At 68.1% G+C, this 22,057-nt stretch carries 20 protein-coding genes; 10 read left to right on the top strand and 10 right to left on the bottom strand.

The window, feature by feature from the left end; genetic code table 11:
- Positions 1–527: 527 nt before the first annotated feature.
- The 7 genes from ACZ7KI_RS19220 to purD form a co-directional block, all read right to left on the bottom strand.
- Positions 528–1,643, bottom strand: coding sequence for a transglycosylase SLT domain-containing protein (locus tag ACZ7KI_RS19220; RefSeq protein ID WP_470274471.1), 1,116 nt, complete (start codon positions 1,641–1,643; stop codon positions 528–530).
- 44 nt (positions 1,644–1,687) lie between these two features.
- A complete protein-coding gene (locus tag ACZ7KI_RS19225) occupies positions 1,688–1,999 on the bottom strand; it encodes a hypothetical protein (protein ID WP_470274472.1) in 312 nt (103 codons plus the stop codon).
- A gap of 167 nt (positions 2,000–2,166) precedes the next feature.
- Positions 2,167–2,937: an ESX secretion-associated protein EspG gene (locus tag ACZ7KI_RS19230; RefSeq protein ID WP_470274473.1), complete on the bottom strand. Its 771-nt coding sequence runs from the start codon at positions 2,935–2,937 to the stop codon at positions 2,167–2,169.
- Positions 2,938–2,941: 4 nt separating this feature from the next.
- The gene (locus ACZ7KI_RS19235) at positions 2,942–4,624 is read right to left on the bottom strand and encodes a PPE domain-containing protein (protein ID WP_470274474.1); all 1,683 of its coding nucleotides are present in this window, start codon (positions 4,622–4,624) and stop codon (positions 2,942–2,944) included.
- 10 nt (positions 4,625–4,634) lie between these two features.
- Positions 4,635–5,243 (bottom strand): DUF3558 domain-containing protein, encoded by a 609-nt coding sequence (locus tag ACZ7KI_RS19240; RefSeq protein WP_470274475.1) that lies wholly within the window; start codon positions 5,241–5,243, stop codon positions 4,635–4,637.
- Complete coding sequence (locus tag ACZ7KI_RS19245; RefSeq protein ID WP_470274476.1) at positions 5,227–5,613, bottom strand: hypothetical protein; 387 nt, start codon at positions 5,611–5,613, stop codon at positions 5,227–5,229. The genes ACZ7KI_RS19240 and ACZ7KI_RS19245 overlap by 17 nt, the downstream gene beginning before the upstream one ends.
- 136 nt (positions 5,614–5,749) lie before the next feature.
- Positions 5,750–7,012, bottom strand: coding sequence for a phosphoribosylamine--glycine ligase (gene purD / locus ACZ7KI_RS19250; protein WP_470274477.1), 1,263 nt, complete (start codon positions 7,010–7,012; stop codon positions 5,750–5,752).
- A 175-nt stretch (positions 7,013–7,187) separates the two neighbouring features.
- Here purD and ACZ7KI_RS19255 point away from each other — a divergent pair, with 175 nt between their 5' ends.
- Together ACZ7KI_RS19255 and ACZ7KI_RS19260 are read left to right on the top strand one after the other, a co-directional pair.
- Positions 7,188–8,306, top strand: a complete 1,119-nt coding sequence (locus ACZ7KI_RS19255) for a glycerophosphodiester phosphodiesterase (protein WP_470274478.1) — start codon at positions 7,188–7,190, stop codon at positions 8,304–8,306.
- 173 nt (positions 8,307–8,479) lie between these two features.
- Complete coding sequence (locus tag ACZ7KI_RS19260) at positions 8,480–10,018, top strand: amino acid permease (protein WP_470274479.1); 1,539 nt, start codon at positions 8,480–8,482, stop codon at positions 10,016–10,018.
- On the opposite strand, the gene ACZ7KI_RS19265 is transcribed toward ACZ7KI_RS19260, so the two are convergent.
- Together ACZ7KI_RS19265 and ACZ7KI_RS19270 are read right to left on the bottom strand one after the other, a co-directional pair.
- Entirely contained in the window at positions 10,002–11,219 is a 1,218-nt protein-coding gene (locus tag ACZ7KI_RS19265; RefSeq protein WP_470274480.1) for an MFS transporter, read from the bottom strand. The two genes, ACZ7KI_RS19260 and ACZ7KI_RS19265, sit on opposite strands and share 17 nt — an antisense overlap.
- Positions 11,220–11,293: 74 nt before the next feature.
- Positions 11,294–12,229, bottom strand: coding sequence for a TIGR03564 family F420-dependent LLM class oxidoreductase (locus tag ACZ7KI_RS19270; RefSeq protein ID WP_470274481.1), 936 nt, complete (start codon positions 12,227–12,229; stop codon positions 11,294–11,296).
- A 122-nt stretch (positions 12,230–12,351) separates the two neighbouring features.
- Here ACZ7KI_RS19270 and ACZ7KI_RS19275 point away from each other — a divergent pair, with 122 nt between their 5' ends.
- Positions 12,352–12,849 carry an OsmC family protein gene (locus ACZ7KI_RS19275; protein ID WP_470274482.1) on the top strand — a complete coding sequence of 166 codons (498 nt, stop codon included), beginning with the start codon at positions 12,352–12,354 and terminating at the stop codon, positions 12,847–12,849.
- A 69-nt stretch (positions 12,850–12,918) separates the two neighbouring features.
- Here the strand turns inward: ACZ7KI_RS19275 and ACZ7KI_RS19280 are convergent, their stop codons facing one another.
- The gene (locus ACZ7KI_RS19280) at positions 12,919–14,205 is read right to left on the bottom strand and encodes an adenylosuccinate synthase (RefSeq protein WP_037306069.1); all 1,287 of its coding nucleotides are present in this window, start codon (positions 14,203–14,205) and stop codon (positions 12,919–12,921) included.
- A gap of 54 nt (positions 14,206–14,259) precedes the next feature.
- On the opposite strand from ACZ7KI_RS19280, the gene ACZ7KI_RS19285 reads away from it, so the two are divergent.
- From ACZ7KI_RS19285 to ACZ7KI_RS19315, 7 genes are all read left to right on the top strand, one after another.
- A complete protein-coding gene (locus tag ACZ7KI_RS19285; protein ID WP_470274483.1) occupies positions 14,260–14,940 on the top strand; it encodes a hypothetical protein in 681 nt (226 codons plus the stop codon).
- Between the two features lie 293 nt (positions 14,941–15,233).
- The gene (locus ACZ7KI_RS19290; RefSeq protein ID WP_470274484.1) at positions 15,234–15,872 is read left to right on the top strand and encodes a GmrSD restriction endonuclease domain-containing protein; all 639 of its coding nucleotides are present in this window, start codon (positions 15,234–15,236) and stop codon (positions 15,870–15,872) included.
- 207 nt (positions 15,873–16,079) lie between these two features.
- The gene (locus tag ACZ7KI_RS19295; RefSeq protein ID WP_470274485.1) at positions 16,080–17,687 is read left to right on the top strand and encodes an ABC transporter substrate-binding protein; all 1,608 of its coding nucleotides are present in this window, start codon (positions 16,080–16,082) and stop codon (positions 17,685–17,687) included.
- 59 nt (positions 17,688–17,746) lie between these two features.
- On the top strand, positions 17,747–18,634 hold the full coding sequence (locus tag ACZ7KI_RS19300) for an ABC transporter permease (RefSeq protein WP_470274486.1): 888 nt from the start codon (positions 17,747–17,749) through the stop codon (positions 18,632–18,634).
- The gene (locus ACZ7KI_RS19305) at positions 18,627–19,439 is read left to right on the top strand and encodes an ABC transporter permease (RefSeq protein ID WP_044853508.1); all 813 of its coding nucleotides are present in this window, start codon (positions 18,627–18,629) and stop codon (positions 19,437–19,439) included. Before ACZ7KI_RS19300 ends, ACZ7KI_RS19305 begins: the two co-directional genes overlap by 8 nt.
- A complete protein-coding gene (locus ACZ7KI_RS19310) occupies positions 19,436–21,013 on the top strand; it encodes a dipeptide ABC transporter ATP-binding protein (protein ID WP_470274487.1) in 1,578 nt (525 codons plus the stop codon). Before ACZ7KI_RS19305 ends, ACZ7KI_RS19310 begins: the two co-directional genes overlap by 4 nt.
- The gene (locus ACZ7KI_RS19315) at positions 21,010–22,050 is read left to right on the top strand and encodes an LLM class flavin-dependent oxidoreductase (RefSeq protein WP_470274488.1); all 1,041 of its coding nucleotides are present in this window, start codon (positions 21,010–21,012) and stop codon (positions 22,048–22,050) included. The genes ACZ7KI_RS19310 and ACZ7KI_RS19315 overlap by 4 nt, the downstream gene beginning before the upstream one ends.
- Positions 22,051–22,057 lie beyond the last annotated feature (7 nt).

The raw sequence follows: 22,057 nt of genomic DNA on the forward strand, positions 1-22,057 counted from the left end.
AGGAATTGGGCCACTCAACGTCCCAATTCCTTCATAGACGTCGGCCTGCGCCATGACCAAGAGGTCACCGACCTGCACGATCCCGACTTTGCCGGAACCCTGCCCTGAGAGTAGGGGCCCGGCAAAGTCGAGGTGGGCAGGCCTGATTCCGGACACCGGCGGGGCTTCAGTGTCCACAAGGGACATCGCCGGGCGATTGAGTGTCCGATTGATGACGCTATGCACGTTTCCGCGCGGGGTCGTGAGTGATAATGAGGGTTAGAACGACCCAAATCACTCACGACCACCTCGCTATACCGGGCTCTTCGCCCAAATCGGGCACGATCGTTTCAAAAAGTGTCCCTTGTGGACAGTCAAGGGCCCGGCGAGGCCCCTTGCGTGAGCCCGCTCCCGCCGGGTCTGCCACGAAACCTTCCCCTTGTCCCGCTATAGAGGTGGGTCGACCAGTAGTTATGCGACTTTGCCGGGACCCTGCCCTGAGAGTAGGGAACGAGGCCTTCACGGACACTCCGATCGGAATGGTGTCCTTAGTAGCCCTGGTAGCCGCCGCCACCGGCCATGGACTTCAGACCCGGGTGCCCCTCGAAGCCGCCGTACCGCGAGAACGTGTACCGCACGCCCGCGATGATGTTGTCGACCGGGTTGTAGATGTCGTCGTGCCCGGGAAGCTTGTGCGCGTTGAAGGTCGGGTCGATGCACTGCATCAGCCCCTTGGACGGGGTGCCCTTCGCCGCGTTGGAGTCCCAGTTGTTGATGGCGTTGGGGTTACCGCCGGACTCCTTCTCGATGATCGTCCAGATCTTCTGGATATCCGCCTCGGTCACCGGGATCCCGTTGGCCTGCAGGATCTTGATGGCTTCCTGGATCCACTGCTGCACGTTGCCGGGCGGCGTCGTCGACGGCGGACCGCCGCTCGGTCCGAGGCCGCCGCCCCCACCGCCACCGCCGCCTCCGCCACCACCACCACCGGTGTGGAGACCACCGGTGCGTTTGGGGACGGTGCCGTCCTTGCCCGGCATCGGGACCTTCGAGTAGCCGCCCTCGATGTCCTTCTTCATCAGCTCTTGCGACTTCTGGATCATCTGGTTGGCCTGATCGAGCAGGCCCTTGACCCGGGTGTCCGCGTCGCTGGTGATCTTGTTGATGTCGGTTTTCGCCTGCTGGATGATCTCGGCGGCCGACGGACTCGGCGCCGGCTTGTGGTCCTTCTCGGCCTGCGCGGCGGCCTGGATCGCCGCGTTCTTGTCCGTCTCCGCCTTGGTGTTCCGTTTGTTGACCGCTTCTTCGGCGCCCTTGTAGGCGTCAGCGACCTGGGTCTTGATGTTGCCGAGATCGGTGTGGACACGATCGAGGTCGTCGACGACCTTGCCCAGTTGGGCTTCGACGTTCTGACCCGCCTTGGTGATCGACTTGACGTAATCGAAGAAGGCGTCCGCGGCGGGACCGACCCAAACGCCGCTGTTCAACGCTTCGGTCGAACGCGAGAGCGCCGCGCTGTGGTCACCCGCGTTGTCGGCGGCCGTCTTGAACTGGACCGAAGCGTTGTGAATGGCTTCCAGGTTCACCTTGGCGACCTGGTCGGCCTTCTTGACGAGTCCATCCCAGCCGTCCGGCGTGCCGGCGCCGACGTTGTTCAAACCCACTGCTCAAGCCCCCTTGGTATCCGGCCCCCAGGCCTGGCGAATCGTCACAGGTCTCCGTGCACCTTCAGGTTGTCCACGTGGACCTCTTCGGTCTCTTTGATCAACCCCGCCGCCTTGCGCAGCACGAAGGCCGTGGCCTCCATCAACTGACCGGCCGAATCGAATTCGTTGTGGACCCCTTGTTTGAACTTGCCGACGGCACCGTGCGCGTCACCGTGCTCGTCCACTCCGCCGAAGGGGTTTTCCTTCTCGTCATCCATGCCGGTGACGCCTTTTTTGGTCTTCTCGAACTCGTCCTTGAGCTTCTCCACCTGACCGGCGGCGATCCCCATGGAATCCGGGTCGTACACAGGCACGGTTCGTCATCCCCTTCACGGAAAACTCGTATCCGTCCGATCAGACGCGCAGCCGATCAGGACGGTTCCCGCGCATACTGTAAGACCTCGACAGCGGGCCGTGTGCGTATCCACGCCAACTTCCACCCCGCCGATATCGACTTCGCGAAACAGCCGAATCGGGCAAGTCAGAAATCGGCGACTTCCCGGATCCGCGTCGCCAGCAGCTGGTTGTCCGCCGGGGTGATGGTCGCCCAATCCCGCCCGTCGCGGTTGCGCGCGACCTGGAACAGATAGCGCCCCGCGTCCGTGTCGTAGAAGGCGACCACGCTGTCCGCGCGGCGGGGACGGCCGTCCCGGCCCGCGCGTTCGACGCCGAACTGGCCGCGTGCCTCCTGTCCGAGCAGCATGCCCGCCAGTTCCTGGGCCTGCCACAGCGGGACATCCAGGTCTTCGAGGGAGGTGACCAGTGCTTTCGCGTCGCCGCGGGCGGCGGCGTCGGCGTCGCGGAGGACGTCGTGCGGGATGCTGATCGACTGGCCGACGCCGGGGGCGAGATCGCCCGCGACCGAGACGGCGGCCTCGGCGAGGGAGCTTTCGCGGGCGGGGATCAGCCACACCTGGCCTGAGTCGATGACGCCGAGCAGCGCCTGGTTGCCGACGCTGACGGCCTGCCCCTTGATCTCGCGGTCGGTCCACACCCAGACGTCGATCGCGACCCGGGGGTGCGCGAACAGGTTCAGCATGTCGACCAGCTCGCCCGACGCCTGGTGTCCCCGCGCGAGGCCTCGCGCGCGCAGGGATTCCCAGGCCTCTTCGATCAGTGCGGCCCGCTCCGTATGGGTCGTTCCGGGGCTCGGCACGTCGAGTGCGACATGGCGGCGGGGCAGCCGTTCGGCTTCCCAGAGCATCTCGAACTCGAGTGCGGACAGCACGAGGCTGCCGGTGTCGTTCGGCACAGGTTCAGCGCGCTTCCCGGTTGCCGTGTTCACCGATCACGTCGGGCGAAACCATGCGCTCGTCGGTGAACAGATCCTTGTCGTCGACGCCGAAACGGCGGATGTGCTCCGCGTCCTCTTCGACGTCCTGGGTGGCCGCGCGCTCCATGAACTTCGGCTCGGTCTTCGGCTGCTTCGCGCCGATCTTCTCCGAACGCCGCATGGCCTCCTCTTCGGGAAGCTCGCCGATCGGCAGCTGACGGGTCGGCTTGCCGCCGCCTTCCTGACGCGGACGGCGATCGCGTTCCTTGTCGCCACTCAGCGCACCACCGGCGACACCGGCGCCGAGCGCGGCGGCACCGGCACCCAGGTCGCCCGCGGCCGGACCGGTGATCTTCGGGACAGCGGGGAAGCCGCGGCCGGACTCGTTGCCGGTGGCCAGGGGTGCCTGCGGTCCGGAGCCGACCGAGCGGCCCTTGCCGAGCGCCTGGTCCCCGCCGCCCGCACCACCGCCGACGCCGCCGAAGACACCGGGGCCGGAGCTGGAGCCGGGGCCCTTGCCGAGGGCGCCGTCGGCACCGGGGCCGGTGCCGAACGACTTGCCCGGCGGCAGCGCCGACGTGGAGCTGCTGTTCGGCGGCAGGCTTCCGGTGGACTGGCCAGGGGGAACGTAGGTGGAGCCCGGAGGCGGCAGGTTCGGCGCACCCGGCGGGACGAACGGCGGGGAAGCGGGCGAGCCGGTGGTCGGATACGACGGCCTGCCCGGTTCGGGCTGCGGGCCGGGCCGGTTCGGGGTCACCCAGCCGCCGCCAGGGGCGGGTGCGGGCCGGGAGGTGCCGGACGGCGTCGTCGGCGCGGCGGCCGCGGGTGCCGTGGCACCGCCGTACGACGTGGAGGAAGCGGTCTTCCTGGCCACTCCGCCTCCGCCGACGGCGACACCGTAGGCGGGAGTCGGCGCGTCGTACGAAGGCGCCTTCGGGTTGCTGATGGGCTGCGCGACCGGCGGCGGCACGTACTTCGACTCGACGGCGGCCGACGCGGGCCGGACGCTGCCGTCGGGGGTCAGCTCGGTGGCCGTACCCGCGAGGTCGAGCGTGCCGGAACCGCCACCGACCCCGGCCGCGGTCGTGTTCTGGGTCAGGTTCATCGACTGCGGGTCGGCCAGCGTGTCGGTCGACAGCAGGTTCTCGCCACTCGTCTTGGCGTAGTCGTTCAACGCCTCCTGCGCCTGTGCCCGCGCGTTGCCCGCCGCGTTGACGCTCTTGGCGTGGTCGGTCTCGAAGCCGATGAGGCTCAGCACGACGTCGCCGAGGGTCAACCCGCCGGCGCCCTTCCGGACCACTTCCGGATCCGGGAGCTTGTGCAGTGTGCGGTTGAAGGCCTCACCCTGGGCGAAGATCATCTCCGCGGAGTGCGAGACCTTCGAGTTCGCGTCCTGGGAGAAACCGGCCTGCTCGGTGAACACCTGTCCGGCGGCGCCACCCGCCTCGCTCTGCCATTCCACGCCGAGCTTGCCCAGCTCGTCACGCAACGTCTTGTCGGTGTCGGCGAGCGCGGACGCGACGGCCTTCAGCGCGTCGACGGCGGTGCCGATGCTTCCGGTGCCGTCACCGCTGCGGAAGCGCTCGATCTCGGTCGCGATCCCGGTGTCGGTGTAGCCGTCGAACCGGAGATCGCGGAGCTTGCCCGCGAGGTCGGAAACGTTCACGGCGCCCTCCCTAGTTGCGTGCTTTCAAGGTCTGCAAAGCCAGATCGGCCGCCTGCGCGGACATCTCGCACAGCTGCGGCATGGTGAAGGCGCCGGCGGTGACGGTGATGGCCCGCACCGCCAGCGTCTGTCCTCGGGCGACACCCACGAGCGTCTCGCAGTCGCCCGGTTGCCCGGCGTCGCGATAGTTCGTGATGGCGGGAAACCCGCCGATCGCCTTCGGTTCGGTCGTCATGCTGTTCTTGCGGCGCTTGCCGGTGATCCACTCTTCCACGTCCGCGGTGACCGTGCGGACGTAATAGGTGTGGAAGGGCTCCACGGCGTCCGAGTCGAAGACGCAGGTCGGGCCGTCGATTGGTTCCGCGGCCGCGCGGGGTTCGCTGTTGATCTTGAGCTGGTCGAGCTGCGGAGCGGCCAGCAGGGCGCACGGGTCGACGCCCTGCAGGCTCAGCTCGGCCGGCCTGGTGGGAAGTGCGGACGCTTTGGCGTCCCGCGTGGCCGAAGCCAGCGCCGGTTCGTTGGGAAACGGCTGCCCGCCCGTGTCCGTGGTGCAGCCGGCCAGCGCCAAGGTCAGCACCCCGCCGAACACCAGCGCACGGCCGTCACGCCGGGTGCGCACCGCGGTCCCCGAACGCCGCGGCCTTGTCGGCGTCGCTGGTCTTGTACTCCTTCGCCGCCGTGCGGAGCTGCTTGACCAGCCCCCGCAGTCCGGCGACATACGCCCGGACCTGCGCGGCGTACGAGGTGTCGCCGTCGGCCACGAGCTCGTTCCAGACGCTGGTCGCGTGCACGCTCACGGTGTCGTCGGCCGGAGTGTCGATCCGCAGCTGGTCGAGCCGCGTCAGGAGTTTGTCCTGGAGTGCGTCGACCTGCTCTTCGACGATCTTCGCCACTTCGAGCAGTTTCGACGGATCGACCCTGATGTCGGCCACCGACGGCGGCGCCGGAACCGCCGACGCGAGGTCTTGGACCTTGCTCGATGCTGCCATTCCCCACCCCTTGGACATTGCGCACGGTGACCGTTCGTCCTGCCTGAGGCTACCAACGCGGATGTATCGGCTGCCTAAGCTTTGCAGGAAATACCGGGTTGGACGCGCCAGGGAGCGGAACGGTTCCGTCCGAAGTTCACGAGACCGGGGTGGCGATCTCTCCCTTGGCGGCGAGCAGGGCGATGTCGGTGCGGTGGTGCGAGCCTGCCAGGTGGACCTTCTCGACCGTCGCGTACGCGTTCTTGCGAGCGGCCTTCAGGTTCTTGCCGGTGCCGACGACCGAAAGCACACGGCCGCCGGAGGAGACCACGGCGCCGTCGTCGCGGCGGCGGGTGCCGGCGTGCAGCACGCCTTCGATCTCGCCGCCGGTGATGACGTCGCCCGTCCTCGGCTTGCCGGGGTAGCCGTCGGCGGCGATGACGACGGTGACCGCCGCGCCGGAGTCCCAGTCCAGCGGCGGCAGCTCGGCGAGCTTGCCGGTCGCCGTCGCGTGCAGGACCTTGCCGAGCGGGCTGCGCAGCAGCGCCAGGACGACCTGGGTCTCCGGGTCGCCGAAGCGGCAGTTGAACTCGATGACCTGCGGGCCTTCGGAAGTCAGCGCGAGACCGGCGTAGAGCAGGCCGGAGAAGGTGGCGCCGCGGTTGTCGAGTTCGTCGACCACGGGCTGGACGATCCGTGCGACGACGTCGTCGACCAGGTCCTTCGGTGCCCACGGCAGCGGCGCGTAGGCACCCATGCCGCCGGTGTTCGGGCCCGCGTCGCCGTCGCCGACGCGCTTGAAGTCCTGCGCGGGCAGCAGCGGAACGACCGTGCGGCCGTCGACGAAACAGAAGAGCGAGGCTTCCGGGCCATCCAAAAAGGACTCCAGGAGCACCGGGTGACCACCGTCGAGCAGCATCAGGGCGTGCTTGCGGGCGACGTCGACGTCCGTGGTGACCACGACGCCCTTGCCCGCGGCGAGACCGTCGTCCTTGACCACCCAGGTGGGGCCGAAGCGGGCGAGCGCGGCGTCGAGGCGGGCCGGGGTGTCGACCACCTCGCAGTGCGCCGTCGGCACGTTGGCGGCTGCCATGACGTCCTTCGCGAACGCCTTCGAGCCCTCGATCCGGGCGGCGGACGCGGACGGACCGAAGCAGGCGATGCCCGCCTTCCGGACCGCGTCGGCGACCCCGGCCACCAGCGGGACTTCCGGGCCGACCACCACCAGATCCGCCTGCCACTGCTTGGCGAGGGCGGCGACCGACTCGGGGTCAGCCGCCTCCACGCCGAGCTGCTCAGCCACCGAAGAGGTGCCGGCATTGCCCGGAGCGCAAGCCAGTGCGGTGACGGAAGGGTCTTCCGCGACCGCGAGGACAAGTGCATGCTCACGGGCGCCGGACCCGATTACCAGTACGCGCACGACGCACAGGGTAACCGTGCCGGTGAGCTACGAAGACGTCGCCGTCCTCGAGCGGGTGGTTCCATCCGGCGTTCACCCGGCGGTCAGCGCTCCGCCGGTCCGTCTTCGCCGCCTGGACGCCTCCTGCGTCAAGGGTTGCGCGGTACCCCGAGTTCAAGTGAAAGAGGTCATCCACATGCGAAAGCGCCTGGGCGTGCTCGCCCTGTCCGGACTCGCCGTACTCAGCGTCACAGGGCTGGCGGGCGCCGCCGAGCCGAGCGCCCAAGATGTGTCGGCGCTGGCGAAGGGCCACGATGGGCCGGTGATCGTCGGACACCGCGGCGCGCCCGGCTACCGCCCGGAGCACACGCTCGCCTCGTATGAGCTCGCCTACCGCCAGGGCGTCGACTGGGTCGACGTCGACCTCGTGCCCACGAAGGACGGCCAGCTGGTCGCGCGGCACGAGAACGAGATCGGCGGGACCACCGACGTCGCGAAGCACCCCGAGTTCGCGAACCGGAAGACGACGAAGGTCATCGACGGCACGTCGTTCACCGGCTGGTTCACCGAGGACTTCACCCTCGCCGAGCTGAAGACCCTGCGCGCGACCGAGCGGATCCCGCAGCTGCGGCCGAACAACAAGATCTACGACGGCCGCTACCGGATCGCCACCTACCAGGAGGTGCTCGACCTGACGCGCCGCCTTGGCCGCGAACTGCGCCGTGAGCTGGGAACCTACCCGGAGGTCAAGCACTCGACGTACTTCTCGTCGATCAAGAACCCGACCGAGCCGAAGCTGGTCGAGCTGCTCAAGCGCAACGGGCTCAACCACCCGAAGGCGCCGGTGATCATCCAATCGTTCGAGGTGTCGAACCTGATCGCGCTTTCGCGGCAGGTGCGGGTGCCGCTGCTGCAGCTGACCTCGGCGACCGGCGCTCCGGCGGACTTCGTCGCGAAGGGCGACCCGCGGACGTACGCCGACCTCGTCACGCCGGCGGGACTGAAGGAGATCTCGAAGTACGCGGACTACCTGGGGCCGGAGAAGGCACAGGTCATCCCGGTGGTGAACGGCGCGCTCGGGCAGCCGACCCGGCTCGTCGCCGACGCGCACCAGGCCGGGCTGAAGGTCGGGCCGTACACGTTCCGCAACGAGAACAACTTCCTGCCGCAGAACCTGCGCTCGTCGGCGAACCTCGCCGAGTACGGCAACGCGTTCGCCGAGCAGGAGGCGTTCCTCAAGGCGGGCGTCGACGGGTACTTCGCCGACCACCCGGACACGGCACTGGAGGCCGTGAAGGCGTTCCAGGGGCGCTGACCCTCCCTCAAGTGCCAGGAAAGGTCCTTTCCTTCCGAAATTTGCGAGGAAAGGACCTTTCCTGGCGTCCGGAGGGGGCCAGGTCTTGACGGGACCTTGACATGCGCAGGTCGGCGGGCCTAATTTCGGCGGATCTCAATGGTCTGTCCGCATACCTTTTAAGTGGGTGCCCGATGGATGTCCCAGCCAAGCAGGCCGCTGAACCCGCAGACGAAGACAGTGCCCGGCTCCACCAACTCGGCTACGCGCAGGAACTCCGGCGCACGATGTCGACCTTCTCCAACTTCGCCGTCTCCTTCACGATCATCTCGATCCTCTCCGGCTGCCTGACCCTCTACGGGTTCGGCATGAAGACCGGCGGGCCGGCCGCGATGATCTGGGGCTGGCCGCTGGTGGGCCTGTTCGTCATCCTCGTCGGACTCGGCATGGCCGAGGTCTGCTCCAGCTATCCGACGGCGGGCGGCCTCTACTACTGGGCCGCGAAACTCGCCCCGCGCAACGGCGCGGCTTGGTCGTGGTTCACCGGGTGGTTCAACCTCATCGGGCAGATCGCAGTCACCGCCGGGATCGACTTCGGCGCGGCGCTGTTCCTCAACGCCTTCCTCGACCTGCAGTTCGGCTTTGAGGCGACGCCGGGTCACACGATCCTGCTGCTGGCGATCATCCTGCTGATCCACGGCCTGCTGAACACCTTCGGCGTCAAGATCGTGGCACTGCTGAACAGCATCAGCGTGTGGTGGCATCTGGTCGGCGTGCTGGTCATCGTCGGGGTGCTGATCATCGTGCCCGCCAAGCACCAGGACGCGTCGTTCGTCTTCGGCGAGTTCGTGAACAACACAGGCTGGGCGTCCCCGGTCTACGTCTTCTTACTCGGCTTGCTCGTCGCGCAGTACACGCTGACCGGCTACGACGCCTCGGCACATATGACCGAAGAGACCAAGAACGCGGCGAAGGCCGGGCCGCGGGGCATCATCAACTCGATCCTCGTCTCACTGGTCGCGGGCTGGGTCCTGCTGATCGGCCTCACCTTCGCCATCCAGGACTACGACGGCGCCGTCGCCTCCGAAACCGGAGTGCCGCCCGCGCAGATCTTCATCGACGCGACGGGCGCGACGACCGGCAAGTTCCTGCTGCTGATCTGTATCGGCGCGCAGCTGTTCTGCGGGATGGCGTCGGTCACCGCGAACTCGCGGATGATCTACGCCTTCGCCCGCGACGGCGCGATCCCGGGTTCGAAGCTCTGGCACCGCATCAACAAGCGCACCCAGACACCCACCAACGCGGTGTGGCTGGCCGCGGGCGGCGCGCTCCTGCTCGCCCTGCCGTACCTGTGGAGCGCGACCGCCTACGCGGCGGTGACCTCGATCGCGGTCGTCGGCCTTTACGTGGCCTACGTGATCCCGGTGTTCCTGCGGGTGCGCAAGGGCGACGACTTCGAACCAGGGCCGTGGAACCTCGGCCGGTGGGGCAAGCTCATCGGGACCATCGCGACCGTCTGGGTTTGCTTCATCTTCGTCCTGTTCATGCTCCCGCAGGGATCACCGGTCACCATCGACAGTTTCAACTACACGCCGATCGCCTTCCTCGTCGTTCTCGGTGGTGCGGCCGTGTGGTGGTTCGCCTCGGCACGCAAGTGGTTCACAGGCCCGAAGGTGCAGGGTTCCGAAGAAGAACTCGCCGCCGTGGAACGGGAACTCAAGGAACTGGGGTAGCGGACTCCTGGGCGCGGCCGGCGCGGACTCCGGTCACCGCCGCCGCGCCCAGCCCACCGACAGCGGCGAAGGCGTAGAAGCCCCAGGGGTAGGCGATCCCCGCGGTCAGCAAGGCACCACCGAGGATCGGGCCGCAGATCGCGCCGATCCGGCCGACCCCCGCCGCCCAGCCGATTCCGGTGGCCCGCATGGCGGCCGGATACGTCTTGCCGATGTAGGCGTACACGAGGACCTGCGCGCTGAACACGAAACCGCCGGTGAGGAACACGGCGACGTACAGCCCGGCCGCGGGCAGTTTCACGCTCAGCAGGGCGAGGAAGACCGCCGCCCCGAGGAACCAGGAGATCACCGACGGCCGTACGCCGACCTTGTCCGCCACCCGGCCCGCGACGAGCAGGCCGGCGACGCCGCCGAGGTTCAGCGTGAGCAGCAGGCCGAGCGCCGCGCCGAGCGGATATCCGGCCTGCCGCATGATCTCCGGCAGCCACGTGTTGAGCCCGTAGACCAGCAGCAGTCCCATGAACGACGTCACCCAGAACGCGAGGGTGGCCCGCAGCAGACCGCCACGGAACAGCCCGCCGACGACCTCCCCCGCGGACTTCTCCTGTGTTTCCCGCGCCCGTTCGAAGGACTCCGATTCGGGCAGGTACTTGACCATCAGTGGGACCAGTACGAGCGCGGGCAGCGCACCGGCGACGAACATCGCGCGCCAGCCGAGCGGCTGGATCAGCCAGATGCCGAGCAGGGCGGTGAGCACCGCGCCGACGTGGTAGCCGGTCATCACCGTGGTGGTCGCACTGCCACCCTTGCCCTTGCGGGCGTACTCGGTGACGAGCGCGATCGCCGTCGGCAGGCAACCGCCGAGGCCCAGTCCGGCGAGGAAGCGGAACAACCCGAAGAAGAACGCCGATGGCGCGATCGCGCAGAGCGCGGTGCACACCGAGAAGGCGGCGACCGCGATGATCAGCGCCTTCCGCCTGCCGATGAGATCGGTGATCGTGCCGATCGCCATCGCGCCGATCATCATCCCGATCAGGCCGAACGTCGAGATCACCGACGCCGTGCCGGGGGTCAGCCCCCAGACGTGGTCACGGAGCAGCGCGGGCAGCACCGTGCCCAGGACGACCAGGTCGAATCCGTCGAGCAGTACCGCCGTCCAGGCGAGCGGGACCACCCACGAACGGGCCGCGGCAGGGGACATGGAGACCTCCAGCTGTGTTCGCAATGCGCACGAGTATGCACAATCCGAACGCTGTGAGCAAGGCCACTGGTCGTTCAGCGCTTCACGAGGTCTCCGAGCACGCGCCAAGTGCGGAGCCGCTCCTCGGAATTCCTGATGCCGGACTGGGTCGCGACGACCTCGGTCGCCCCGGCGTCGAAGTAGCGGCTGATCTCGGCGGCGACGGTCTCTTCGTCCCCGGCGATCACCAGTTCCCCCGCGGAATCCACGCCCTGCGCGGCGAAGACGGCGCGGTAGGAGGGGATGTCGCGGAAGAACGCGTACTGCCGGTCGACGATGGCGCGGACGGCGCCGGGATCGTCGGTCACCACCACCGGCACCATCGCGATGATCCGCGGCGCCGGGCGACCGGCGGCGGCCTTGGTGATCTCCGGGACGATCAGCTCGGAAAGCGCCTTGGGCCCGGCGAGGAACGGGATCGTGCCGTCGGCGAGTTCGCCGGTCACGCGCAGCGCCTGCCGCCCCATCGCCGCGATGATCAACGGGATGTCCGAAGATCCCGCGACAGAGAGCGAAGCCGCGAAGCCCTTGGCGTGTGCCCGGACGGTCTCGCCGTGGAAGTCGACTTCGCCGCCGTCGAGCACCTGGCGGAGAATCGTGAGGTACTCGCGAAGGTGCTTGATCGGCGACGGGTACTCGATGCCGTACGCCGGTTCGAGCCAGTTCTTCGCGCCGGTTCCGAGGCCGAGGACGAACCGGCCCCCGGCGGCGGCCTGCGCCGTCTGCGCGAGACCGGTGATCAGCAAGGGATGCCGCGGATAGATCGGGACGACGCCGGTCCCGACGGTGATTCCCGGGACGGCTCGGCCCGCGAGAGCCGCGACGGTGATCGCGTCGTGCTCCATCTGCTGGGAGAACCAGACTGACGTCAGGCCCGCGTCCGCGGCTTGAGCGGTCTGCGTGACGAGTTCGTCGACGATGTTGACGGCGTCCGCGGTATCCCCGGACGGGAGAGCGACTCCAATGGTCATGTTCAACGCTAACCGCGCTGTCGAAAGGATATTTCGGTGCTCACCAGCTGAGATCACGCGCACGGTTTCCCGTGGTGGCCCACCCTGGGCGGCGTCCGACACCTCGATCCTGGAGTGACCCGATGTCGCTGACCGATGTCATCGAAGGAACCAAAACCGCCGTCGACGCCGACCCGCGCAACGCCGCCGTCTCGTTCAGTGTCGCCAACGCGCTGATCCCCGGAACCGCGACGCAGGTGGACGTCCGCGTGCGCGACCACTCGCTCACCGTCGACGAACCCGCCGCGCTGGGCGGCACCGACACCTCGGCCAACCCGGTCGAATACGCGCTCGCCGCGCTCGGTTCGTGCCAGGTGATCACGTATCAGTTCTGGGCGGCGAAACTCGGGGTGCCGCTCGACGGGGTCAAGGTGACCGTGGACGGCGACATCGACCTGCACGGGTTCTTCGGGTTCTCGGAGTCGACCCGGCCCGGCTTCGGCGATGTACGGGTCTCTGTCGAGCTGAGCGGGCCCGCCGGGGCGGAGGTCTACGAGGACCTGAAGCGTCAGGTGGACGAGCACTGCCCGGTCTTGGACTTGTTCCGGAACCCCACTCCGGTGAAGACTTCGCTCGCCTGAGACGCAATGAAAGGTCCTTTCCTTGCAAATTTTGCAAGGAAAGGACCTTTCATCTCACGCGTAAGGGCGTCAGACGAACTCGTGCCGCACGATCGTCTGCTCCCGGCCCGGACCGACGCCGATCGCCGAGATCCGCGCACCCGAAAGCTCCTCGAGGCGCTCGACGTAGGCCCGCGCGTTCGCGGGCAGCTCCTCGAAGGTCCGGCAACCCGAGATGTCCTCGAACCAGCCCGGCAGCTCTTCGTAGATCGGCAGCGCGTGGTGCACGTCGGTCTGCGTCATCGGCATGTCGTAGGTACGGAAGCCGTCGACCTCGTAGCCGACGCACACCGGCACCTTCTCCAGCCCGGACAGCACGTCCAGCTTGGTGAGGAAGTAGTCGGTGATGCCGTTGACCCGCACCGCGTACCGCGCGATGACCGCGTCGAACCAGCCGGTGCGCCGCGAGCGGCCGGTGGTGACGCCGAACTCGCCGCCCTGCTTGCGCAGGTACTCGCCGGACTCGTCGTCCAGCTCGGTCGGGAACGGGCCGGAGCCGACACGCGTGGTGTAGGCCTTGAGGATGCCCAGCACGGTGGTGATCTTGCCGGGGCCGATGCCCGAACCCGCGCTGGCGCCGCCGGACGTCGGGTTCGACGACGTCACGAACGGGTAGGTGCCGTGGTCGACGTCGAGCAGCGTGCCCTGCGAGCCTTCGAGCAGCACGGTCTCGCCGCGTTCGAGGGCCTGGTTGAGCTGCAGCCGCGTGTCGGCGATGCGGTGGGCGAACTTCTCGCCGGCGGCCAGCACCTCGTCGGCGACCTGGTCGGCGTCGAGCGCCTTGCGGTTGTAGACCTTGACCAGCACCTGGTTCTTGAACTCCAGTGCCGATTCGACCTTCTGCCGGAAGATCTTCTCGTCGAGCAGGTCCTGCACGCGGACGCCGACGCGGGCGATCTTGTCCTGGTAGCAGGGGCCGATGCCGCGGCCGGTGGTGCCGATCTTGCGGCTGCCGAGGTAACGCTCGGTGACCTTATCGATGGCGACGTGGTACGGCATGATCAAGTGCGCGTCGGCGGAGATGAGCAGCTTGCTGGTGTCGACGTCGCGCTCCTCCAGCCCGGCGAGCTCGTCGAGCAGCACGGCGGGGTCGATGACGACGCCGTTGCCGATGACGTTGGTGACGCCCGGGGTGAGGATCCCGGACGGGATGAGGTGCAGCGCGAAGTTCTGCCCGTCGGGAAGGACTACGGTGTGGCCCGCGTTGTTACCGCCTTGGTAACGCACGATCCACTGGACGCGGTCGCCGAGCAGGTCGGTGGCCTTGCCCTTGCCCTCGTCCCCCCATTGGGCCCCGATCAGCACGATGGCCGGCATGTGACACTCCAGGTGTTCGGCGACTTGTGGTTTGGCGCTGGTAAATGCCGGTGCATGAGCGTAACGGAGGGCCTTCGGGTGCGCGGAATAGTGGTGGTCTGTCCGGCGGGCGAGCCCACCCTGCCGGAGATCGACGACGTCGAAATGGTGCGCGTCCCGAGCCGTCCCGGCAAGGCGGATATCGACCCCTTGCTGGGCGAACACGATCATCTCGTGGTCGCGGGCACCGACGCCGATCTCGCGGCGGTCGCACTTCGACTGTTACGAAAGGAACAGCTCTCCGGCGTGTCGCTCGGCTTCGTGCCGTCGTCGCCGGACTCCGACGTCGCCCGCATCTGGAGCCTCCCGACCCAGCCGCTGCGCGCCCTCGGGCTCGCGCTGCGCGGCGAGGTCGACCCGGTACCGCTGATCCGGGACGACACCGGCGGCGTACTCGTCGGCCGCGGCGTGGTCGGCATGGTGCGCGGAGTGGCCTACTGCGACGAGCACACCGTGCTGCGTGGACCGGCGCGCTCGATCGAGGTCGAGCCGGACGCGAGCGGACCGGGTCTGATGGTCCGGGTGACCAAGGGGACGCTCTTCAAACGGCCCTCGACGCAGTACGCGCGGGCGTTCCAGCTCGGCTGCATCCCGACCCGGCCGAGCAGCGACGGCGTCATCCACCCGCGCGCGATGAGCCGGTGGACCTGGTACCGGCACACCGAGGATCTCCGGCTGGTCCGCGGCCTGATGTAGGCCGTTCCCCCGATCGGCCCAGAACCTTCCGCTGGACTTTCCGAAACTCTTTCAAGCGGCGTCCCCGACCTCCTCGCGCTGGCCGTCCCAGCTGTCGCGAGGCCCCGACCTGCGCATTTAGTCCTCTGGATGCGGTAGTTGCACACGCAAGGACCGCTTAAGAGGACGAAACGCAGCGTGTTGGTCACTCGACGTTCACAAATGTCCAGCAGTGTGTCACTCGACGGTGTTGCGTGGGCCATTTCCGTCCCTCAAGGTGACCAGGTCCCCAAACCTGACACGGAGGCAGCAATATGCCAACTGCGCTTGCTGTTCGTCGCTCCTTCACCGTTCTCGCCGTCTCGGCGATCGTCTCGGCGGGTGTCGTCGGCGTCGCCGAAGCGACCCCGCCGGGCATCCCGTCCGCCGACACCGCCAAGACGCAGCTCGCCGGGCTGACCGTCCAGCCCGACGGCTCGTCGACCGGGTACAGCCGCGACAAGTTCCCGCACTGGTCCGACCAGGGCAACAGCTGCAACACCCGCGAGGTCGTGCTCAAGCGGGACGGTACGAACGTGCAACAGGACAGCAGCTGCGCCGCCGTCTCCGGCAGCTGGTTCAGCCCGTACGACGGCGCCACCTGGACCGCGGCGTCCGATGTGGACATCGACCACGTCGTGCCGCTCGCCGCCGCGTGGCGCACCGGGGCCTCGTCGTGGACCACCGCGCAGCGGCAGGCGTTCGCGAACGACCTCAGCGCGCCGCAGCTGATCGCCGTCACCGACAACGTCAACCAGGAGAAGGGCGACAAGTCGCCGGACGCCTGGAAACCGCCGACCGTCGGCTACTGGTGCACCTACGCGAAGATGTGGACCACGGTGAAGTACAAGTACAAGCTCACCATCAAGTCGGCCGAGAAGACCGCGCTCACCGACATGCTCAACCGCTGCTGACCTCCGCGAGTACATGAAGGCCCCCTTCCTTGCACCTAGGTACATGAAGGGGGCCTTCACGTACTTTCCTTGCTGTCAAGCGGAAAGGTGGGACGTTTCGCGGACTGGGAGCCGAACTCAGTATGTGGGCGGGCCTCAAGGCCGTGATTAGCGTGAATCGGGTAGGCGCAAGCAAAAGCGCTCCCGTTCCCCGCTGGAGGCCACCCGGTGTCCCGTACCGCCGCCACAACCCTTTTCGCCTTGTCCGCCCTCGTTCTCACCGCCTGCTCCTCGGCGGGCGGGACGACGGGCGCCGACGCCGGACCGCCCAAACCCGGCGGCACACTGCGGTTGGGGATCTCGTCGAGCCCGGACTGCGTCGACCCGCAACAGGTCGGCACGAACGCCTCGCTCAACGTCGGCCGCCAGCTGGTCGATTCGCTGACCGATCAGGATCCCACGACCGGCGAGATCAAGCCGTGGCTGGCCGAAAAATGGGAGAGCAACGCGGATTCGACCGCGTTCACCTTCCATCTGCGTGACGGTGCGACCTTCTCCGACGGCAGCCCCGTCGACGCCGCCGCGGTCAAGACGAGCTTGGACGGCGTCAAGGCGCTCGGCGCGAAATCCCAGCTGGGTTCCGGCTATCTGGCCGTCTACAAAGGAACGACGGTGGTCGATCCGAAGACGGTGAGGGTCGAGTTCTCCGTTCCCAGCGCGCAGTTCCTGCAGGCCAGCTCGACGATGTCGCTCGGCATCCTCGCACCTGCCGCGTACAAGAAGACGGCCGAACAGCGCTGCCAGGGTGACGGCCTGGTCGGTTCCGGTCCGTTCGTCTTCGAAAGCCTGAAGCAGAACCAGGAAATCGTCGTCGCCAAGCGCAAGGGCTACGCCTGGGGCTCGTCGCTGTTCAAGCACCAGGGCGAGGCCTACCTCGACAAGATCGCGTACAAGGTCGTACCGGAGCCCGGCGTCCGCACCGGCAGCCTCGCCTCCGCGCAGCTCGACGCCATCACCGACGTCCAGCCGGTCGACGAACCGCAGTTCACCGGCAACGGCTTCACCGAACCCGTCCGCCCGAATCCCGGCGTCGTGTTCAACCTGCACGCCAACGTCACCAAGGGCGTTCTCACCGATGAGAAGGTCCGCCAGGCGGTGGTCAAGGGCATCAACCGGCCCGAGGTCACGAACACCGTGCTGACGCCGAACTACAAGCCCGCCACGAGCATTCTCGGCTCCGCCACGCCGTTCCACGCCGACCTCTCCGCCCTGCTCGCCTACGACCCGGCCGGTGCGACGTCGTTGCTGGAGAGCGCGGGCTGGGTGCCCGGTCCCGACGGGATCCGCACGAAGAACGGCCAGCGACTGACCGCGAAGGTGGTCTTCTCCCTGGTGTTCAACCAGAACAAGAGCGTGCTCGAACTCGTACAGCAGCAGCTGCGCAAGATCGGCTTCGACCTTCGCATCGAACAGCACACCACCGCTGAAACCGTGCAGATCACGCAAAGTGGCGACTACGAGTACCTCTGGTACAACACCACGCGCGCGGATCCGGACATCCTGCGCAACCTGTTCTCCACCAAGGCGAACAACCGCAGCAAGCTCGCGCCGGGCAACCCGCTGGACGCGCCGCTCGACGCTCAGTCGTCCACTGTGGACCCGGTGAAACGGAAGCCCGCGGCCGAGCAGGCGCAGCGGTTGATCATCGAGAACGGCTATTCGGCACCGGTCTTCGAGTTGACCCAGGTACTCGCGCACGGGCCGAACGCGCACGGCATCGGCTTCGAAGCATCGTCCCGGCTGCAGCTGTTCGACGCCTGGGTGTCCGGCTCGTGACCAGGTACCTGCTCCGTCGGATCCTTCAGGCGGTCTTCGTCCTGTAGGCCGCGTTCACCGTGTCCTTCGTGATCCTCTACCTCCTTCCGGGCGACGCGATCAGCGCGAAACTGGGCGGAGGTGAGGCCGGGATTTCGGTGACACCGGAACAACTCGCCGCGGCGAAGGCGGAATACGGCCTCGATGACGCCCTGCCGGTGCAGTACGGAAAACGGCTGGTCGCCGCACTCCATGGCGACTTCGGCCGCTCGATCGCCACCGGGGACGACGCCACGAACATGGTCGTCTCGGCGTTGCCACCGACCCTCGCGGTCACCGGATTCGCGCTGCTGCTCGCGATCCTGTTCGGCGGCGGCGTCGCCATCGCCGGGACCTACACGCGGCATCGCTGGCTGGGCAACGTCCTGCTCGCGCTGCCACCGCTGGGGATCTCGTTGCCGCCGTTCTGGGTCGGGCTGCTGCTCATCCAGTTCTTCTCCTTCCAGCTCAGGCTGGTGCCGGCACTGGGGTCGAACGGTTTCGAGTCGCTGATCCTGCCCGCGATCACCCTCGCCATCCCGACCGGCGCGATCATCGGGCAGGTGCTGGCGAAGAGCCTCCGCACGCAACTCGCCGAGCCCTACACCGAGATCGCGCTGGCGAAAGGGGCCAGCCGGTTGAGAGTCCACTTCGGACACATACTGCGCAACGCCGCGGTGCCGACACTGACCATCGCCGGGGTGGTCGCGGGCAATCTGATCGCCGGTTCGGTGATCACCGAGACGGTGTTCTCCCGCGACGGCCTCGGGCGGGTGACGTCGGCGGCGGTCACCGCACAGGACATCCCGGTGGTGCAGGCGGTGATCGTGCTCGCGGCACTGGTGTTCGTCGTGATCAACCTGCTCGTCGACCTCGTGTATCCGCTGCTGGACCCGCGGATCGAACACCGGGAGAAGGCCGATGCCTGACGTCCTCGTGCGCACCCGCCGACCCGGCCTGGTGGTCGCGGTCGCGGTTCTCGCGTTCGCCTTGCTCGCCGCGCTCGTCCCGGGCCTCTTCACCGGCCAGGACCCGCTCGCCGGTGTCCCCGCCGAAAAGATGCAAGGCCCCTCGCTCGCGCATTTGTTCGGCACCGACGAGACCGGACGCGACATCTTCGCGCGTGTGGTGCACGGCGCCGCGCTTTCGTTGCAGGCGACGGTGATCGCCGTCGTCGTGGCGCTGGCGGCCGGTTCCGCGCTGGGTCTGCTCGCCGGATTCCGGGGCGGCGCCCTCGATTCGGCGATCATGCGCGGGGTCGACGTCCTGCTGGCGATCCCGTCCATCCTGCTTTCGCTGGCGCTGGTCACCGCGCTCGGCTTCGGCACGACCAACGTCGCGATCGCCGTCGGGGTCGCCAACCTCGCGCAGTTCGCCCGGCTGATGCGCGCCGAAGTGCTGCGCGTCCGCAGTGGCGTGTTCGTCGAGGCGGCGCGGGCGGGTGGCGTGCGCTGGACCGGTGTGCTCGGACGGCACGTGCTGCCCAACGCGCTCGGTCCGGTTCTCGCGCTGGCGACGCTCACCTTCGGTACCGCGGTGCTGGAGGTGTCCGCGCTGAGCTTCCTCGGCTACGGCGCCACCCCGCCGACGCCGGAGTGGGGCTCGCTCGTGGCGGGCGGGCGCGGCTTCCTGGCCACCGCCTGGTGGATGACGACCTTCCCCGGATTGACCGTCGCGGCCGTGGTGCTGTCCGCGAACCGGCTGTCACGGGCGATCGAAGGAGACGTGCGATGAGCGAACTGCTGACCATCCGCGACCTCGCGGTCTCCTACAAGAACGTGCCCGCGGTGGACGGCGTGGAGTTGTCCATCCACAAAGGACAGATCGTCGCGGTGGTCGGCGAGTCCGGTTCCGGCAAGAGCACGACGGCGCACGCGGCGATCGGCCTGCTCCCGCGCGGCGGCCGGATCGAACGCGGCGAGATCACCTTCGACGGCCGCGATCTCACCAAGCTGTCCGACCGCGCTTGGCGATCCGTGCGCGGGCGTGAGATCGCCCTGGTGCCACAGGACCCGACGGTCTCGCTGAACCCCGTCCACCGGATCGGCGACCAGGTCGCCGAAGTCCTGCTGATCCACGGCCTGGCGGACCGGCGCGGTGCCGGCACGGAGGCGATGAAGCTGCTGCGCAAGGCGGGGATCAGCGATCCGGAGGCGCGGGCGCGGCAGTATCCGCATGAGCTGTCCGGCGGCCTTCGCCAGCGGGCGTTGATCGCCGCGGCGCTGGCCGGGCGGCCGAAACTCATCATCGCCGACGAGCCGACCAGCGCGCTCGACGTCACCGTGCAACGGCAGATCCTCGACCACCTCGAAGAACTGGCCACGGAAGCGGGCACCGCGATCTTGCTGATCACGCACGACCTCGGCGTCGCCTCGGATCGAGCCTCACGGGTCGTCGTGCTGTCGCAGGGAAGCGTCGTCGAGGAAGGCACCACCGGCGAGATCCTGTCCGCCCCGTCGGAGAAGTACACGCGCGACCTGCTCGCCGCCGCGCCCAGCCTCTCCGATACGCCGCTGCGGGAACCGAAGCCGCCGTCGTCCGACATCCTCGTCTCGGTTCGCGACCTCGGGAAGACCTTCGGAGCCGTCCGTGCCGTCGACGGCGTCTCGTTCGACATCGCCCGCGGGCGAACCCTCGCGCTGGTCGGCGAATCCGGCTCGGGGAAGTCGACGACGGCGCGGATGCTCCTGCGCCTGGAGACCCCGACCGACGGCACCATCGAGTTCGACGGCCAGGACATCACCTCGTCACGCGGCGAGGAACTGCGGCGGCTGCGGCGCCGATTCCAGCTGGTGTACCAGAACCCGTACGCCTCACTGAACCCGAAGTTCAGCATCGAGGACGTCGTCTCCGAACCCCTGCGGGCTTTCGGTGTCGGCACGAAGGCCGAGCGACGGGCGCGAGCGGCGGAGCTCGTCGACCAGGTCGCGTTGCCATCCTCGGTGCTGAAACGCAAACCCGCCGAGCTGTCCGGCGGGCAACGTCAGCGGGCGGCGATCGCGCGAGCGCTGGCACTGCGCCCGGAGCTGATCGTCGCCGACGAACCCGTTTCCGCACTGGACGTTTCGGTGCAGGCGCAGATCCTGCGGCTGCTCGTCGATCTCCAGGAAGAACTCGGGTTGACCTACCTGTTCATCTCGCACGACCTCGCGGTGGTCCGCCAGGTCGCGGACACCGTCGGGGTCCTGCGCGGTGGCGAACTCGTCGAACTCGGCCCGGCGCAAGACGTCCTGTACCGGCCGAGCGCGGACTACACCCGGGAGCTGCTCGCCGCGATTCCCGGCCGCAAACCGTTGGAGGCACGGTGAAATTCGGGCTCTTCTCGCTCGTCGCGAATCATCCCGACCCGGTGACCGGGGTGACGCCGACGCAACACGAACGTCTGCGCCGAGTCGTCGACGAAGCGGTGTTCGCCGAGGAACTGGGGTTCGACGCGTACGGCGTCGGTGAACGCCACGGCGAGCCGTTCCTCTCCTCGGCGCCACCGGTGATCCTGGCCGCGATCGCCGAGCGCACCGAACGCGTCCGGCTGCTGACCACGCTGACCGTGATCAGTGTGCTGGACCCGGTCCGGGTCGCCGAGGACTACGCGACGCTGGACCAGCTTTCCGGCGGACGGCTGGAACTGATGATCGGCAAGGGCAACGATCCCCGGCACTTCCCGCTGTTCGGCCTCGAAGAAGAGCGGCAGTGGGAGTACCAGGCCGAGAAGTTCGCCTTGCTGCGCCGCCTCTTCCTGGAGGAAGGGGTGACCTGGGACGGCGAGTTCCGCGCGCCGCTGACGGACGTCACGACGCAGCCGCGTCCGTTCCACCCGCGGCCGAGGATCTGGCACGGAAGCGCGTCGAGCACCGAGTCGACCGAACTGGCGGCGAAGTTCGGCGATCCGCTGTTCACCGCGAACGGCTTCCACCCCAAGAAGAAGTACGCCGATCTGATCGACCACTACCGGCGGCGGTGGGTCGACCACGGCCACGACCCGGCGGACGCGCTCGTCGGCTCGGGGGCTGGTGGGCTGTATGTCGCCAAGACCTCGCAGGCGGCGTTGGACGGCTACCGGCCGTACTTCGAGGCGCTGATGAAGACGCCCGCGTACCGGCACAACAAGTCGGAGTTCACCACGCTGGAGGACAAGATCGCCAATGGTTCCGCGCTGGTCGGGAGCCCGGAACAGGTGATCGACAAGATCGGCGACTACCACGCGTCCTTCGGGCACGAGGTGCAGGCGGTCTCGGTCGACGGGCTGACGTCCGAAGAGGCGCGTGACGTCCTGGAGCTCTTCGCCTCCGATGTCATCCCCGTCGTGCGCGAAGAACTGCCCTCGCGGGTTTGGGAAAACCAGTAAGTTCGGG

The sequence above is a fragment of the Amycolatopsis sp. NPDC039088 genome (genome assembly GCF_055598845.1).